A 15,925-nucleotide genomic window follows, 5' to 3' on the forward strand; every position below is an offset into this window, starting at 1 on the left:
ATGACGACGGGATCAAGTGGCAGGAAAGTCGCGGTCGTCGGCGTCGCCCTCTCCGACTGCGGCCGCGTGGAGAACGCGACCCCCTACACCCTGCACGCCCAGGCGGCCCGCCGGGCCCTGGCCGACGCCGGACTGGACCGGCGGACGGTCGACGGCCTCGCCTCGGCCGGCACCGGAACCCTCGCGCCCGTCGAGGTCGCCGAGTATCTGGGGCTGCGCCCCGCCTGGGTCGACTCCACCTCCGTGGGCGGTTCCACCTGGGAGGTCATGGCAGCCCACGCGGCGGACGCGATCGCCGCGGGACATGCGAACGCGGTGCTGCTGGTGTACGGCTCGACGGCGCGCGCGGACATCAAAGCGGGCCGCCGCACGGGGAACCTGTCCTTCGGCGCCCGCGGCCCCCTCCAGTTCGAGGTCCCCTACGGCCACACACTGATCGCCAAGTACGCGATGGCTGCCCGCCGCCATATGCTCGAACACGGCACGACCGTCGACCAGTTGGCGCAGGTGGCGGTCCAGGCGCGGGCCAACGCGGCGCTGAACCCCGAGGCGATGTTCCGGGAGCCGGTCACGGTGGACGACGTCCTGTCCGGCCCGATGATCGCGGACCCCTTCACCAAGCTGCACTGCTGCCTGCGCTCCGACGGCGGGGCGGCGGTGCTGCTGGCCGCCGAGGAGTACGTACGGGACTGCCGTACGGCCCCGGTGTGGGTCCTCGGCACCGGTGAGCACGTCTCCCACGCCGCGATGTCCGAGTGGCCCGACTTCACCACGTCCCCGGCGGCGGTCAGCGGCCGGCTCGCCTTCGCACGTGCCGGAGTGCGACCCGAGGAGATCGACTTCGCGGAGATCTACGACGCGTTCACCTACATGACCCTGGTGACCCTGGAGGACCTGGGCTTCTGCGGAAAGGGCGAGGGCGGCGCGTTCGTGGAGAAGGGCCGGCTGCTGGTACGGGGCGGGGAGTTGCCGGTCAACACGGACGGCGGCGGCCTGTCGGCCCAGCATCCGGGCATGCGGGGCCTGTTCCTGCTGGTGGAGGCGGTACGCCAGCTCCGGGGAGAGGCGGGCGCCCGCCAAGTCCGCGGCCCGGCCGGGGCGTTGCCCCGACTCGGAGTGGCCTGCGGGACGGGCGGCTGGTTCTGCTCGTCGGGGACGGTGGTGCTGGGGCGGGGCTGAGAGCCTGTGGGGTGATCGGCACGTGGGCGACGACAGACGACAATCGGGCCATGGAAACCGAGCTTCATATGGTGCTGAGGTCGCTGCGGGTGTGGGACCCGGCCGTCACCGAACTGCCGCCCTTCGACCCGGCCACCGCGCCCGCCGAGCCGCTGGCCCTGTTCAGCGCGTGGTTCGCCGAGGTGGTGGCGGCCGGGCAGGGGGAGCCGCACACCATGTCGCTGGCGACGGTGGACGAGGAGGGGCGTCCGGACGTACGGATCGTGATGCTGCACGGCGCCGGTCCGGACGGCTGGACGTTCGCCACCCATGCGACCAGCCGCAAGGGCCGGCAGCTCGCGGCCCGCCCTTACGCGGCCCTCACCTTCTACTGGCCGGTGCGGGGCCGCCAGGTCCGGCTGCGCGGCCCGGTCACCGCGGCCGCGTCCGAGGAGGGCCAGGCGGACCTGCACGCCCGGTCCACCGGCGCCCTGGCCGCTGCGCTGACCGGCCGGCAGAGCGAGGTCCTCGGCTCGGTCGAGGAGTTGGCGCGGGCCTCGGAGGCCGCCTGGGAGCACGCTCAGCGGGACCCGGGCGCCCCGGTGCCGTCCTGGACGCTGTACCGCCTCCGGCCGGACGAGGTGGAGTTCTTCCAGGGCGACGAGCACCGCAGGCACGTCCGGCTCAGCTACCGGAGGGAGGGCGGGGGCTGGCTCAAGGAGCTGCTGTGGCCCTGAGAGCCTGTGGTTCAGACGCTGCCCGGCTCCGGGTCCGTTGCCAGGCGGGCGTGCAGATGTGCGTCGCGGTAGGTGTCGTGCCGGCCCGCCTCCCACATCGCGCCCCGCAGCGTCCCCTCGTAGCGGAAACCGCAGCGCTCGGCCACGTGACAGGAGGCGGCGTGGCCGAGGGCGTGGTCCAGCTCCAGGCGGTGCAGACCCAGTTCCCCGAAGGCCCAGCGCGCGGCGAGGGTGAGGGCCCGGGTCGCGACGCCCTGCCCGCGGGCCTCGGGGAGGACCCAGTAGCCGACGATGGCGCGGTGGAAGACGCGGGTGATCTCGTTGACGCCTATGTGCCCCAGTGTCGTACCGCTTTCCGCGTCCGTGATGCGGAACGACGCGCTGGTGCCGTCCCCGTCGCGCGCGGCCTTGGCGCGCAGGGTGGCCCGGGCGCTGCCGGCGTCGGTGATCGCGTTCAGGGGCGTGTTCCAGCGCAGGAACTCCGGGTCGGTCGTACCGCGCAGCCATGCCTCGACGTCGGCGTCGGAGCCGGCGTCCCAGCGGCGCAGGCGCAGGCCGTGGCCGTACAGGTCGGGGAGCGGGCCGGCGGTGTGCTGAGCGTCGACAGAGGCCATCAGGCCATTGAAGCCGCTCCCCGCGACCGGCGTGGCCGGAATACCGGGACCCCGTCCCGGAACACGGCCTCCAGCTCCGCCCCGGCCCGCAGCTCTCCCTCGGCGGCCTCCACGACCTGGGTCATCATCCGCGGGCCCTCGGCGAGATCGACGACGGCGGCGACGTACGGTGTCCGCTCCCCGAAGGGCGGCAGGTCGTTGCGGTGGACGACGGACCAGGTGTACAGCGTCGCGCGGCCGCTCGCGTCCTGCCAGGTCACGTCCTCGCTCCAGCAGTGCGGGCAGAACTCCCGCGGGTAGTGGTGCGCCCGTCCGCACGCGCCGCACCGGCGCAGCAGCAGCCGCCCTTCGGCCGCCGCGTCCCAGTAGGGCCGGGTGAAGGCGTCGGGCTCGGGGAGGTCATGGCGCGCGCCGCCCATCAGAACAACCCCAGCGCGCTGTCGAACGACCAGGTCTGCCAGGACATCCCGAGCAGCGCGACGGCGGAGATCAGCGCCATCATCGCGTTCTGCCCCTGCTCGGCCCAGTCGTGGATCATGAGCGTGAAGTACAGGACGTTCAGGGCCAGTCCGCCGAGCAGGGCGACCGGGGTCAGGAACCCCGCGACCAGCCCGAGTCCCACCGCGAGTTCCGCGTAGACGACGACGTACGCCATCGTGCGCGGCCGGGGCGCGACCACGACCTCGAAGCCCGACCGTACGGCGTTCCAGCGGTGCCTGGCCGCCACGTCCGCCGCCCATGCGATCCCGGTGCCGCGCTCGAACCAGCCCTTCTTGTCCTTGTGCCGCCAGCTCTCCAGCCACCACAGGCCGAGTCCTATGCGCAGCACGGCCAGCCACTGCGCTCCGGTGAGCCAGATGGAATCCATGAATCTGACGGTACGTCAGATCCATGACTCCGGGAAGCCCGCAGGAGGCATGAGGGACTCCGGCCGCATCCACACCACGCACACAACCAGGTGACCTACGCCACAAGTCCCACCCACATCTCCTACATGCGTGATCAATCCGCAACCAATTCCGGTCTTGACCGAGACCCATCAATGACCTGCGTGATTACGCTCGCGCTCATGGCCGACTCCACAGCGTCCTCCCCCGCGCCCGCGCACCAGGCGGACCGCCCCGTGTACGTCATCGGCGGCGGACCCGGCGGGCTCGCCGCCGCCCACGCCCTGCGTGCCCGGGGCATACGGGCCGTCGTACTGGAGAGGTCCGACCGCGTCGGGGCGTCCTGGCGGCGCCACTACGACCGGCTGCATCTGCACACCACCCGCCGGCTGTCGGCCCTGCCCGGGCTGCCGATCCCGCGCCGGTTCGGACGGTGGGTGTCCCGGGACGACGTGGTGCGGTACCTGGAGAAGTACACCGAGGTCCACGAACTGGAGATCGTGACCGGCGTCGAGGTCTCCCGCGTCGAGCGCTCCCCCGACGGCACCGGCTGGCTGCTGCACGCCACCGGTGGCCGGGAGCTGACCGGCGCCGCGGTCGTCGTCGCCACCGGCTACAACCACACGCCCCATGTGCCCGACTGGCCGGGGCGCGACACGTACACCGGGGAGCTTCTGCACGCCGGCAGCTACCGCAACGCCGAGCCGTACGCCGGCCGGGACGTCCTCGTCGTCGGGGTCGGCAACACCGGCGCCGAGATCGCCGTCGACCTGGTGGAGGGCGGCGCCGCACGGGTGCGGCTGGCCGTGCGCACCGTTCCGCACATCGTGCGCCGCTCCACGGCCGGCTGGACCGCCCAGCACACGGGCCTGCTGGTACGACGGCTTCCGGTGGGCCTCGTCGACCGGCTGGCCGGAGCGCTGGCGAGACTCAGCGTGCCCGACCTGTCGGCGCAGGGACTGCCCCGCCCCGACACCGGCCTCTACAGCCGGGTCAAGGCGGGCGCGATCCCGGTGTGCGACGTCGGGCTGATCGACGCCGTGCGCATGGGCCGGGTCGAGATCGTGGCCGCCGTCGACGGTTTCGAGGACGGCAAGGTCGTCCTGGCCGACGGCGAACGCGTCTCCCCGGACGCCGTGATCGCAGCCACCGGTTACGTCCGTGCCCTCGAAGACCTGGTCGGCCATCTCGGCGTCCTCGACGAGCGCGGCAGACCGGTCGCCCACGGTTCCCGCTCCCCGGAGAACGCGCCGGGCCTGTACTTCACTGGCTTCACCACCCCCATCAGCGGCACATTCCGCGAACTCGCCCTGGAGGCACCGAAGATCGCCCGTGCGGTGGCCCGTGCACAGACCGGCGACAGCCGGCCCGCCCCGGTCATCGGGACGTTCCGGGAACCACGACGGACGTGAACGCGTCGGGGTGAGCCGCCACGAGCGGATTCCGCAGACCCGCCCCGCCCGGTCCGTTCCTTTCTGCGCCGCAACCATTCCTGACATCCTGTCAGTTCTGTAATCTGACAGTGCGTCAGTTACTTGGCAGTCACACAGGAGCGGGCGGACCGATGCTTGGATCAACCCACGGCACCCTCACCACCGACTCCCGCCCGGCCCGGGTCATCGCCTGTGGCGAACAGCCCGGGCCCGCCGTCCACGGCCGGCCCGCCGAGGCCGGCGACCTCGACGTCAGCGGCCGGCCGCTGTACGCCGACGTCCCCGATCTGGACCGCTTCTTCCGGCCCGAGTCCGTCGCCGTGGTCGGCGCCTCGGACGCCGAGGGACGGCCCACCACCGGTATCACCCGGCAGCTGATCTCCTGGGCCGAGCGCGTCGGGGCACGGCTGCACCCCGTGCATCCGAGCCGCCCTTCCGTCTTCGGCATCCCGTGCTCTCCTTCCGTCGCCGAACTGCCCGAGCAGGTCGACCTCGCCGTGCTGCTGGTCGCCGATCCGCTCGCACTGATCGGGGAACTGGCCGAGGCCAAGGTGAAGTTCGCGGTCGTCTTCGCCTCCGGCTTCGCCGAGACGGGCGAGGAGGGCGCCGCCGTCCAGGCGCGGCTCGCCGCCGCCGTGCGGAGGTCCGGGATGCGGATGCTGGGCCCCAACACCAACCTCAACGCCTTCGAGCGGTTCCGGGACGATCTCGACGGGCCCGCGATCGCCCTCATCACCCAGTCCGGGCACCAGGGTCGGCCCGTCTTCACCCTCCAGGAACTCGGAGTCCGCCTCTCCCACTGGGCGCCCACCGGCAACGAGGCCGACCTGGAGACCGCCGACTTCATCTCCTACTTCGCCGAGCAGCCGGAGGTGGGAGCCATCGCCTGCTACGTCGAGGGGCTGAAGGACGGCCGCTCCTTTCTGCTCGCCGCCGACCGGGCCGCCCGGCGCAAGGTGCCCGTCGTCGCCGTCAAGGTGGGCCGCACCGAGACCGGCGCCCGCACGGCCGCCTCACACACCGGCAAGCTGACCGGCGCGGACGCGGTGGTGGACGCGGCGATGCGGCAGTACGGGGTGATCCGCGTCGACGGACTCGACGAACTCCAGGACACCGCCGCCCTGTTGGCCAGGGCCAGGCCGCCGCGCGCCGACGGGGTCGTCGTCTGTTCGATCTCGGGCGGCACGGGCGCCCACTTCGCGGACCTGGCGGCCGAGGCGGGGCTCCGGCTGCCGGTGCTGTCCCGGGCCAAACAGGCCGAGCTGCACCAGTGGATACCCGAGTATCTGAGCGTGGCCAACCCGGTCGACAACGGCGGCCATCCGGTGGGCGACTGGCGCGGGCGGAAGATCATCGATGCGATCCTGGACGACCCCGAGGTCGGCGTGCTGATCTGCCCGGTCACCGGGCCCTTTCCGCCGCTGAGCGACCGGCTCGTGCAGGATCTGGTGGACGCCGCCGAGCGGTCGGACAAGCTGGTGTGCGTGGTGTGGGGGTCGCCGGTCGGCACCGAGCCGGCGTACCGCGAGGTGCTGCTGGGCTCCTCGCGCGTGGCCACCTTCCGCACCGTCGCCAACTGCATCACCGCGGTCCGCGCCCACCTCGACCACCACCGTTTCGTGAGCGGCTACCGCTCCCCCTTCGACGAGGCGCCGCGCACCGCCTCGCCCTCCTTCCGCAAGGCGCAGGAGCTGATGCGCCCGGGCCGGCAGCTGAGCGAGCACGCGGCGAAGCAGCTGTTGCGGACCTACGGGATCCGCGTGCCGCGCGAGCAGCTGGTGACCAGCGCGGCGGCGGCCGTGCGGGCGGCCGGGCTGGTGGGCTACCCCGTGGTGATGAAGGCGTCGGGCGCACAGATCGCCCACAAGACCGAGCTCGGGCTGGTGAAGACCGGGCTGACCTCGGCCAGCCAGGTCCGCGACGCCTACCGCGAGCTGACCGACATCGCGCGCTATGAAGGGGTCGCGCTGGACGGCGTGCTGGTGTGCCAGATGGTCGAGCGGGGCGTCGAGATGGTCGTCGGCATCACCCACGACGAGCTGTTCGGGCCGACGGTGACGGTCGGGCTCGGCGGGGTGCTCGTGGAGGTGCTGCGGGACGCGGCCGTGCGGGTGCCGCCCTTCGGCGAGGAGCAGGCGCGGACCATGCTCGCCGAACTGCGGGGGCGGGCCCTGCTCGACGGTGTCCGGGGGCGGCCCGCGGCCGATGTGGACGCCCTGGTCGAGGTCGTGCTGCGCGTCCAGCGCATCGCCCTGGAACTCGGCGGCGACCTGGCCGAACTCGACATCAACCCGCTGATGGTGCTGCCGCGGGGGCAGGGGGCCGTGGCGCTGGACGCGTTGGTGGTGTGCAGCTGAGGATCTCGCCCCGCTGCGGCGGGCGACCGACGAAACGGAGCCCACCCATGCCCGAGCCGAGGATCCGGATCAGGACCGACCACCACGTCACCCACCTCGCCCTCGACCGCCCCGACACTCTCAACGCCCTCACTCCCGACGACCGTGACCATCTGATCCACCTTCTCTCCGCCGCCTCCGCCGACCCGGACGTACGGGCGGTGATCCTCACCGGGACCGGCCGCGGCTTCTGCGCGGGCGCGGACCTGCGGGGCGCCCCCGGGGTCGGCGAGCGGATCGCCGGTGACGTGGCCCGTGTCCTCCGCCTCGGCGCCCAGCGTCTGATCGCCGCCGTCCTCGACTGCGAGAAGCCGGTGATCGCGGCGGTGAACGGCACGGCGGCCGGCCTCGGCGCGCATCTGGCCCTCGCCTGCGACCTCGTACTCGCCGCCGAATCGGCCAGGTTCATGGAGGTGTTCGTGCGCCGCGGGCTGGTGCCCGACGGAGGCGGCGCCTACCTCCTCCCCCGCCTGCTCGGCCCCCAGCGCGCCAAGGAGCTGATGTTCTTCGGCGACGCGCTGACGGCGCCGGACGCTGCGCGGCTGGGCCTGGTCAACCGCGTTGTGCCGGACGCCGACTTGAGCAAGACGGCGAGCGAGTGGGCCGCACGCCTCGCTGCCGGCCCCACCCGCGCCCTCGCCCTCACCAAACAACTCGTCAACGCCTCCCTCGACACCGACCGCGGGACCGCGTTCGCCGCGGAGGCCGCCGCTCAGGAGATCAACATGACGACGGAGGACGCCCGGGAAGGCGTACGGAGTTTTGTGGAGCGGCGGAGCCCTGAGTTCCGAGGACGCTGAACGAGGGCGCTGAACGAAGACGCCGAATGCCCGCCGGCCCTTCCCATCTGACATCCCGTCAGCTTCAATGAAAGGTGTGATGGGACAAGCAGGAACAGCGGAAGCGGCAGTCCGCTACCTCAGGCCGGCAGGGCCGGTCGCGGCGCTGCCGCGCCCGGAGCTGCGGTGCGTCCGCGAGGACGAGCGCGCGCCGGTCGACCAGCGGGAGTTCCGCCGTGTGCTGGGAAACTTCGCGACCGGCGTGACCATTGTCACCGCACCCGCCGCCGACGGTGAGGACTCCCCCGCCGGGTTCGCCTGCCAGTCCTTCTCCTCCCTCTCGCTCGACCCACCGCTCGTCGCCTTCATGGTCGGCCGTACGTCGACGACGTGGCCGCGCATCGCCCGGTCCGGCGTCTGCTGCATCAATGTCCTGAGCGCTGGGCAGGGCGAGTTGTGCCGGGCGTTCGCGGTCAGCGGCGCGGACAAGTTCGCGGGCGTCGCCTACGACGCGGCACCGGTCTCGGGCTCCCCGCGCCTCGCGGACACGCTCGCCTGGATCGACTGCACGATCCACGCGGTGCACACGGGCGGCGACCACCTCATCGTCGTGGGCCGGGTGAACGCCCTGGGAACGGGCGACGAGGACACGGCGCCGTTGCTGTTCCATCGGGGACGGTTCGGACTGCCCAGCACCTGACCCCAAGCCGCGGACCCGGGCACGGCCGTCAGCTTCTAGGCCAGGCCCGGGTGGACAGCCGCCGGCCGCCGCCGGATGACCAGTGCCATCAGGGCCGCCGCCGCGCACAGTGCCCCGGAGGCGTACCAGACCATGTCGTACGAGCCGAACACGTCCCGCGCGACGCCTCCGAGGAAGGCCACGAGTGCGGCGCCGACCTGGTGGGAGGCGAGGACCCAGCCGAAGACGATCGCGCTGTCCTCGCCGTAGTGCTCGCGGCACAGCGCCACGGTGGGCGGGACGGTGGCGACCCAGTCCAGACCGTAGAAGACGATGAAGAACAGCATCGGCGGATGCACGCTCGGCGCGAGCAGCATCGGCAGGAAAAGCAGGGAGATGCCGCGCAGCGCGTAGTAGACGGCGAGCAGACGGCGCGGTTCGTAGCGGTCGGTGAACCAGCCGGAGGCCACCGTGCCGGCCACGTCGAACAGGCCTATGACCGCGAGCAGGGAGGCCGCCGCCGTGACGGGCATGCCGTGATCGTGGGCGGCGGGCACGAAGTGGGTCTGGATCAGGCCGTTGGTGGAGGCGCCGCAGATCGCGAAGGTGCCGGCGAGCAGCCAGAAGGGGCCGGTGCGGGCGGCCTCGAAGAGAACGGTGACCGCACGCCGGGCGGCGCCGGGGACCGGCTCGGGCTTCGGCACGAACTCCTTCGCGCCGTACGGCTTCAGGTCCACGTCGGCCGGGTGGTCGCGCAGCAGGAGCCAGACGAAGGGGACGACCGCGAGGGCGGCGAGGGCCACCGTGACGGCCGCCGGGCGCCAGTCGTGCCGTTGCACCATCAAGGACAGCACCGGCAGGAAGATCAGCTGGCCGGAGGCCGAGGCGGCGGTGAGGATGCCGGTGACCAGGCCGCGCCGCTCGGTGAACCAGCGGTTGGTGACCGTCGCGGCGAAGGCCAGGGCCATCGATCCGGTGCCCAGCCCGACCAGCAGGCCCCAGCACATCAGCAGCTGCCAGGCCGCCGTCATCCACACGGTCAGGCCCGAGCCGAGCGCGATCATGGTCAGCGCGACCGCGACCACCCGCCGGATGCCGAAGCGGTCCATCAGCGCCGCTGCGAAGGGCGCGGTGAGCCCGTACAGCGCGAGGTTGATCGAGACCGCGGCGCCGATCGTGCCGCGTGACCAGCCGAACTCCTGGTGCAGCGGATCGATGAGCAGCCCGGGCAGAGAACGGAAGGCGGCGGCGCCGGTGATCGTCACGAAGGTGACGGCGGCGACGAACCAGGCGCGGTGGATGCGTGTGCGGGTGGCGGGCTTCTGGTCCTCCACTGCAACGGGAGACTCGCTTGTCTGGGTCACGCCATAAAGGATCCGATGCCCGTCCCCCGTTCAACGAGTGGCCCGAAGGACAGTATTCGTTAGGATCGGGCCATGAGCCCAGAAACCGGCTTCCGCCCCCACCGCGTCGTCGTCCTCGCGCTCGACGGACTGCTCCCCTTCGAGCTGGGCATCCCGCACCGCATCTTCGGGCGCCCCAAGGACGCCGAGGGACGGCAGCTGTACGAGGTCGTCACCTGCTCGATCCGCCCGCCGGGCCCCGTCCGGACCGACGCCGACTTCTCCGTCCTCATCGAGCACGGCCCGGAGGTCCTGGCCACCGCCGACACCGTTGTCGTCCCGGCGTCGTACGAGCTCGGCCCGGTCTACGAAGAGGGCGTGCTCACCCCCGAGCTGGCCGTCGCCCTCGCCCACATCCGCCCCGGCACCCGGCTCACCGCCATCTGCACCGGCGGTTACGTCCTGGCCGCCGCCGGCTGTCTCGACGGCCGCCGGGCGGCCACGCACTGGGCCCACGCCGAGCACTTCCAGCGGCTCTTCCCGAAGATCGACGTCGACGCGGACGTGCTGTTCATCGACGACGGCGACGTCCTCACCTCCGCGGGCGTCGCGGCCGGGATCGACCTGTGTCTGCACATCGTACGCAGCGACCACGGCACGGCGCTGGCCAACGACGTGGCCCGCAGTACCGTCGTACCGCCGCACCGCGACGGCGGGCAGGCGCAGTACATCCACCGCCCGGTGCCCGACCCGCAGCTGTCCACCACGGCCGCCGCCCGCGCCTGGGCGCTGAGCCGTCTGCACGAACCGATCCAGCTGCGCGACATGGCGGAGCAGGAGGCCATGTCCGTACGCACCTTCACCCGTCGCTTCCGGGAGGAGGCGGGCGTCAGTCCGGGCCAGTGGCTCGCCCAGCAGCGGGTGGAGCGGGCCCGGCACCTGCTGGAGTCCACCGATCTGTCCGTGGACCAGGTGGCCCAGGACGCGGGCTTCGGCACCGCCCAGTCGATGCGGCAGCACCTTCAGGCGGCGCTCGGGGTGACACCGACGACGTACCGGCGGACGTTCCGGAGCGGCCTCAGAACGTGAGCGTCAGAACGTGAGCACCCCGCGTGCCACCCGCCCCGCCTCCGCGTCCGCCTTCGCCTTCTCGAAGTCCTCGACCGGATACGTCTCCGTCACCAGCTCGTCCAGCAGCAGCCGCCCGTCCCGGTACAGCTCGGCGTACAGCGCGATGTCCCGCTGCGGCCGCGAGGAGCCGTACCGGCAGCCCAGGATCGACTTGTCCAGGTACAGGGAGGAGACGCGGAAGGAGGCCTCGGCGGTCGCCGGCGGCACCCCCAGCAGCACCGCCTGACCGTGCCGGTCGAGCAGGTCGATCGCCCGGCGGATCAGCTCCACCCGGCCGACGCACTCGAAGGCATGGTCGGCCCCGGTCGGCAGGATCTCCTTCACGCCCTCCGCCGAGGTCAGGAAGTCGGTCGCGCCGAACCGGCGGGCCACCGCCTCCTTCGCCGGGTTGGCGTCGACGGCGACGATCCGCAGGGCGCCCGCGATCCGCGCGCCCTGGAGGACGTTGAGCCCGATCCCACCGGTGCCGATCACCAGCACACTGTCCCCGCGGTCCACTTTCGCCCGGTTGAGGACGGCGCCCACCCCGGTCAGCACCCCGCAGCCGATGAGCGCGGCCGACGGCATCGGGATGTCCTTCGGGATCCGGACCGCCTGGACGGCCTTCACCACGGTCCGTTCCGCGAAGGCGGAGTTGGACGCGAACTGGTACACCGGCGTGCCGTTCCGGGTGAAGGGCTGTCCCGGCCGCCCGATCGCCTGCCGGCACATCGTCGGCCGGCCCCGGTCGCACTCCGGGCACGTACCGCAGTTCGCGAGCGTGGACAGGGCGACATGGTCACCGGGCACGACATGTGTGACACCGGCACCGACGGCCTCCACCACCCCGGCCCCCTCATGCCCCAGCACCACAGGAACGGGGAACGGTATGGTCCCGTCCACCACGGACAGATCGCTGTGGCACAGCCCGGCCGCCGAGATCGCGACCCGCACCTCACCGGGCCCCGGGTCCCGCACCTCCAGATCGTCCACCACGTCGGTCCGTGTCCCGTCGTACAGCACGCCTCGCATGACGCTCCCTCAGCCCTTGAGTTCTCTCGGCAGACCGAGCACGCGCTCGGCGATGATCGTGCGCTGGATCTGGTCCGAGCCGCCGTAGATCGTGTCGGCCCGGGAGAACAGGAACAGGTGCTGCGATGCGTCGAGTTCATACGGCGCCGAGGGCGTCCAGTCCACCGGGCCGGCGCTCGCCGCCGCGCCCCGCACCTGCATCGCCAGCTCACCGAGCCGCTGGTGCCAGCCGCCCCACAGCAGCTTGGCCGCACTGGGGGCGCCCGCGTCGCCCGGACGTCCCAGGGTGCGCAGGGCGTTGAAGCGCATGGTGCGCAGCTCGGCCCACTGGCGTACGAGCCGGTCCCGCAGGACGGGGTCGTGGACCGCGCCGGTCGCCACGGCCGTCCGCACGACGTCCGCCAGCTCCTGGGCGAAGCCGATCTGCTGGGCGAGCGTGGAGACCCCGCGTTCGAAGCCGAGCAGGCTCATCGCGACGCGCCAGCCCGCGCCCTCTCCGCCGACGAGGTGCTCCACGCGTGCGCGTGCCCCGTCGAAGAAGACCTCGTTGAAGTCGCTCGTGCCCGTCAGCTGACGGATGGGCCGGACTTCGATACGGCCCGGCTGGTCCATGGGAACGAGCAGAAAACTCAGACCGTGGTGGCGCCGGGAGCCGGGGTCCGTACGGGCGAGCACGAAGCACCAGTCCGCCTCGTGCGCGAGCGACGTCCAGATCTTCTGGCCGGTGATCCGGTACGTCCCCTGCGGCTCGCGTACGGCGGTGGTGCGCACGCCGGCCAGGTCCGAGCCCGCGTCCGGTTCGCTGTAGCCCTGGCACCAGAGTTCGTCGCCGGCGGCGATCGGGGGGAGGAAGCGGGACTTCTGGTCGTCGGTGCCGTGGGCGAGGAGGGTGGGGGCGAGGAGGTTCTCGCCGATGTGGCCGGAACGCGGGGGTGCGGGCGAGCGGGCGTACTCCTCGGCCCAGGCGACCTGTTGGGTGAGGGTGGCGGTGCGGTTGCCGTACCCGGTCTCACCCCACCCGAGCCCGATCCACCCGGCTTTCCCGAGGTGGCGCTCCCAGGTACGGCGGTCCCCGGCACCCTCGGCGTGCGTCGCCAGCCATTCCCTGGCCTCTGCCCGAAAGGTCTCGTCCTCGGCAGTGAACCCGAAGTCCACAGGCATCTCCTCTCAACACCGGCCCCGTCAGCCCACCTAGGCCCTGTCGTCAAATGCCCGTCGTGCGCCCGGAGGGCGGGCCTGGCGGCGTCTGGTGCGTGCGATCGCAAGGCGCCGGAGCGCCCTCGTGGCGGAGCCACGTGGGCGGTTCGGCAACGCGGCGAGCGTGCGTGCCAGGCGTCGCCAGGCAGGCGGGCATTTGACGACAGGGCCTAGGGGCGCGGGGAACTGCGCGACCAGCCACGGACACACCCGCAGCCGCCATCCAACGCATCCGCCGAGCTGCTAGGCGTTCGGTCCCCGAGCTATTAGGCGTTCGGTCGACCCCCCTCCCGCGCAGCCCGCTCCATCCCAGCCACCCGCTCCAGCAAAGGCATCGGATCCACCCCCACACTCCCCGGGAGGAACTCCGCAATCCGCTCCGGCGTCCAAGCCCCCTCCGCATACGCCGAGCGCAGCTCCCTCGGCTGCGCCCACACCGCCAGCTTCGGCCCCGCGATCGTGTACACCTGCCCGGTGATCCCCTGCTCCCGAGCCCGGTCCGAGAGCAGGTAGACCACCAGAGCGGCGACGTCCTCCGGATCGCCGATCTCGGTGAGCTCCATGGGGACGTTCGCCGACATCCGGGTGCGTGCGACCGGCGCGACGGCGTTCGCGGTCACCCCGTACTTGTGCAGGCCCAGTGCCGCGCTGCGCACCAGTGAGATGATCCCGCCCTTCGCGGCGCTGTAGTTGGCCTGCGACACCGATCCCTGGTGGTTGCCGCTGGTGAAGCCGATCAGTGTGCCGGAGCGTTGTGCGCGCATGACGGCCGACGCCGCCCGGAACACGGTGAAGGTGCCCTTCAGATGGGTCGCCACGACCGGGTCCCACTCCTGCTCGGTCATGTTGAACAGCATCCGCTCGCGCAGGATCCCGGCCACGCACACGACTCCGTCGAGCCGCCCGTACGTCGACAACGCGGTGTCCACGATCCGCTGCCCGCCCGCCATCGTGGACACGTCGTCGGCGACCGCGACCGCCTGCCCGCCCGCCGCCTCTATCTCCTTGACGACGGCCTCGGCGACCTCGCTGGTGGGTGAGCCGCCGTCCACCGACACTCCGTAGTCGTTGACGACGACCCGTGCGCCCTCGGCCGCCGCAGCCAGCGCCACCGCACGGCCGATGCCCCGTCCGGCGCCCGTCACGGCGACGGCCTTGCCTGCCAAGAAGTTCCCCACGCCCGGCCCCTTCCCGCGGTTTCTGACGGTCCGTTAGATTTTATGACCCGTCAGACAGTAGGAGACAAGCCCCGGGGAGGACAGATGTCGCCGCCTGCGCTCCATCCCGCGTTCCACGACATCGCCAAGCGCGTCAGCAACTGGGGCCGCTGGGGGGACGACGACGAGATCGGCACCCTCAACCTGATCACCGACGAGGTGGTGCGGGAGGCCGCCGCAGGCGTCCGCAGCGGCCGTCGGGTGCCGCTCGCGCTGCCGCTGCGGCAGGACGGGGTGCAGACCGGGCTGATGCCGGGGCGGGTCAACCCCCTGCACACGATGGTGCAGATCAACCAGGAGATCTTCGGCCCGGGAACGGTGGCGTGCAGCGACGACGCGGTGACCATGGGGCTTCAGGCCGCCACCCACTGGGACGCGCTCACCCATGTCTCGCACTCTGGACGGCTCTACAACGGCCGCCCGGCCGGCACCATCACCCCGCACGGCGGCGCCGAGTTCAGCGGCATCGACAAGGCGCGGCACATCGTCTCGCGCGGAGTGCTGCTGGATGTGGCACGCGCGCGTGGCGTCGACCGGCTCGACGGCGGGTACGCCGTCACCCCGGAGGATCTTCAGGCCGCCGAGGAACTCTCCGGTACGCGCGTGCGTGCGGGCGACATCGTGCTCGTACGGACCGGGCAGATCCAGGTCTACCTGGCCGGCGACAAGGACGCGTACGGCTATCCGTCGCCCGGACTGTCGATCCGTACGCCGGAGTGGTTCCACGCGCGGGATGTCGCGGCGGTCGCGAACGACACCCTCACCTTCGAGATCTTCCCGCCGGAGATCGAGGACCTGTGGCTGCCCGTGCACGCGCTCGACCTCGTGGAAATGGGGATGCTCCAGGGCCAGAACTGGAATCTCGAAGAGTTGTCCACAGCCTGTGGAGAAGCGGGCCGCCACAGCTTCCTGCTGTCGGCGATGCCCGAGCCCTTCGCCGGCGCGACAGGGACCCCGGTGGCGCCCGTCGCCGTGTTGTGAGGAAGTGTCGTTGGCGGCGCACGGCATCGCGCGCCGCCAACCGGCTCCGGCGTTCCCGCCCAGGCTCCCCTGGCCCGTCGGGGAGCCGACGCCGGACCACGACCCACACTCGCCGAGGGCACCCGTCACCGAAACCCTCGCCGTCCCCTCGCGGCGAATCGCTGAACACAAGCGTGATCAAACGGACACGTCGCGTCAACACCCGTTCGGTGATTTATTACTTACGCCGTATTTGTTACGGGCGCGCATGGATGCATGTCCCGGCGCACCGCCCCTCGTTCGACGCGAGATCGGCCGGTCCGCTGCAACCGTGCCCCGGCCGCGCCGCCGTGCCGGCCGTACCGCGCACAGCGCCCGGCCGC

At 72.0% G+C, this 15,925-nt stretch carries 15 protein-coding genes; 8 read left to right on the top strand and 7 right to left on the bottom strand.

Going from position 1 to position 15,925, the window contains the following annotated elements; all coding sequences use genetic code 11:
* Together F7R91_RS12910 and F7R91_RS12915 are read left to right on the top strand one after the other, a co-directional pair.
* Positions 1-1,179 (top strand): thiolase C-terminal domain-containing protein, encoded by a 1,179-nt coding sequence (locus F7R91_RS12910; protein ID WP_150947777.1) that lies wholly within the window; start codon positions 1-3, stop codon positions 1,177-1,179.
* A 50-nt stretch (positions 1,180-1,229) separates the two neighbouring features.
* Positions 1,230-1,895 (top strand): pyridoxine/pyridoxamine 5'-phosphate oxidase, encoded by a 666-nt coding sequence (locus F7R91_RS12915; RefSeq protein WP_150947779.1) that lies wholly within the window; start codon positions 1,230-1,232, stop codon positions 1,893-1,895.
* An 11-nt stretch (positions 1,896-1,906) separates the two neighbouring features.
* Here the strand turns inward: F7R91_RS12915 and F7R91_RS12920 are convergent, their stop codons facing one another.
* Genes F7R91_RS12920 through F7R91_RS12930 form a run of 3 tightly spaced genes read right to left on the bottom strand, consistent with a single transcriptional unit; the run spans position 1,907 to position 3,377 of the window.
* Positions 1,907-2,509, bottom strand: a complete 603-nt coding sequence (locus F7R91_RS12920; protein ID WP_150947782.1) for a GNAT family N-acetyltransferase — start codon at positions 2,507-2,509, stop codon at positions 1,907-1,909.
* Positions 2,509-2,928: a Zn-ribbon domain-containing OB-fold protein gene (locus F7R91_RS12925; protein ID WP_150947784.1), complete on the bottom strand. Its 420-nt coding sequence runs from the start codon at positions 2,926-2,928 to the stop codon at positions 2,509-2,511. The genes F7R91_RS12920 and F7R91_RS12925 overlap by 1 nt, the downstream gene beginning before the upstream one ends.
* Positions 2,928-3,377, bottom strand: a complete 450-nt coding sequence (locus F7R91_RS12930; protein ID WP_150947786.1) for a DoxX family protein — start codon at positions 3,375-3,377, stop codon at positions 2,928-2,930. Before F7R91_RS12930 ends, F7R91_RS12925 begins: the two co-directional genes overlap by 1 nt.
* A gap of 201 nt (positions 3,378-3,578) precedes the next feature.
* On the opposite strand from F7R91_RS12930, the gene F7R91_RS12935 reads away from it, so the two are divergent.
* The 4 genes from F7R91_RS12935 to F7R91_RS12950 all read left to right on the top strand — a co-directional run bounded on the left by F7R91_RS12935 (position 3,579) and on the right by F7R91_RS12950 (position 8,704).
* Complete coding sequence (locus F7R91_RS12935) at positions 3,579-4,808, top strand: flavin-containing monooxygenase (protein ID WP_150947788.1); 1,230 nt, start codon at positions 3,579-3,581, stop codon at positions 4,806-4,808.
* A gap of 152 nt (positions 4,809-4,960) precedes the next feature.
* Positions 4,961-7,186 (top strand): acetate--CoA ligase family protein, encoded by a 2,226-nt coding sequence (locus F7R91_RS12940; protein WP_150947790.1) that lies wholly within the window; start codon positions 4,961-4,963, stop codon positions 7,184-7,186.
* 47 nt (positions 7,187-7,233) lie between these two features.
* Positions 7,234-8,025: an enoyl-CoA hydratase/isomerase family protein gene (locus tag F7R91_RS12945; protein WP_150947792.1), complete on the top strand. Its 792-nt coding sequence runs from the start codon at positions 7,234-7,236 to the stop codon at positions 8,023-8,025.
* A 79-nt stretch (positions 8,026-8,104) separates the two neighbouring features.
* Positions 8,105-8,704: a flavin reductase family protein gene (locus F7R91_RS12950; protein ID WP_150947794.1), complete on the top strand. Its 600-nt coding sequence runs from the start codon at positions 8,105-8,107 to the stop codon at positions 8,702-8,704.
* 35 nt (positions 8,705-8,739) lie between these two features.
* Here the strand turns inward: F7R91_RS12950 and F7R91_RS12955 are convergent, their stop codons facing one another.
* Positions 8,740-10,047 (bottom strand): MFS transporter, encoded by a 1,308-nt coding sequence (locus F7R91_RS12955; RefSeq protein WP_150947796.1) that lies wholly within the window; start codon positions 10,045-10,047, stop codon positions 8,740-8,742.
* Between the two features lie 72 nt (positions 10,048-10,119).
* On the opposite strand from F7R91_RS12955, the gene F7R91_RS12960 reads away from it, so the two are divergent.
* A complete protein-coding gene (locus tag F7R91_RS12960) occupies positions 10,120-11,115 on the top strand; it encodes a GlxA family transcriptional regulator (protein WP_150947798.1) in 996 nt (331 codons plus the stop codon).
* A 3-nt stretch (positions 11,116-11,118) separates the two neighbouring features.
* On the opposite strand, the gene F7R91_RS12965 is transcribed toward F7R91_RS12960, so the two are convergent.
* From F7R91_RS12965 to F7R91_RS12975, 3 genes are all read right to left on the bottom strand, one after another.
* Positions 11,119-12,168, bottom strand: coding sequence for a Zn-dependent alcohol dehydrogenase (locus F7R91_RS12965; protein ID WP_150947800.1), 1,050 nt, complete (start codon positions 12,166-12,168; stop codon positions 11,119-11,121).
* Between the two features lie 9 nt (positions 12,169-12,177).
* Positions 12,178-13,323, bottom strand: a complete 1,146-nt coding sequence (locus tag F7R91_RS12970; RefSeq protein ID WP_150947802.1) for an acyl-CoA dehydrogenase family protein — start codon at positions 13,321-13,323, stop codon at positions 12,178-12,180.
* A 308-nt stretch (positions 13,324-13,631) separates the two neighbouring features.
* Entirely contained in the window at positions 13,632-14,543 is a 912-nt protein-coding gene (locus F7R91_RS12975; RefSeq protein WP_150947804.1) for an SDR family NAD(P)-dependent oxidoreductase, read from the bottom strand.
* Between the two features lie 84 nt (positions 14,544-14,627).
* On the opposite strand from F7R91_RS12975, the gene F7R91_RS12980 reads away from it, so the two are divergent.
* Positions 14,628-15,563: a cyclase family protein gene (locus F7R91_RS12980; protein WP_150947806.1), complete on the top strand. Its 936-nt coding sequence runs from the start codon at positions 14,628-14,630 to the stop codon at positions 15,561-15,563.
* Positions 15,564-15,925: the final 362 nt, after the last annotated feature.

The sequence above is a fragment of the Streptomyces luteolifulvus genome, from assembly GCF_008806595.1.
Lineage (GTDB): Bacteria > Actinomycetota > Actinomycetes > Streptomycetales > Streptomycetaceae > Streptomyces > Streptomyces luteolifulvus.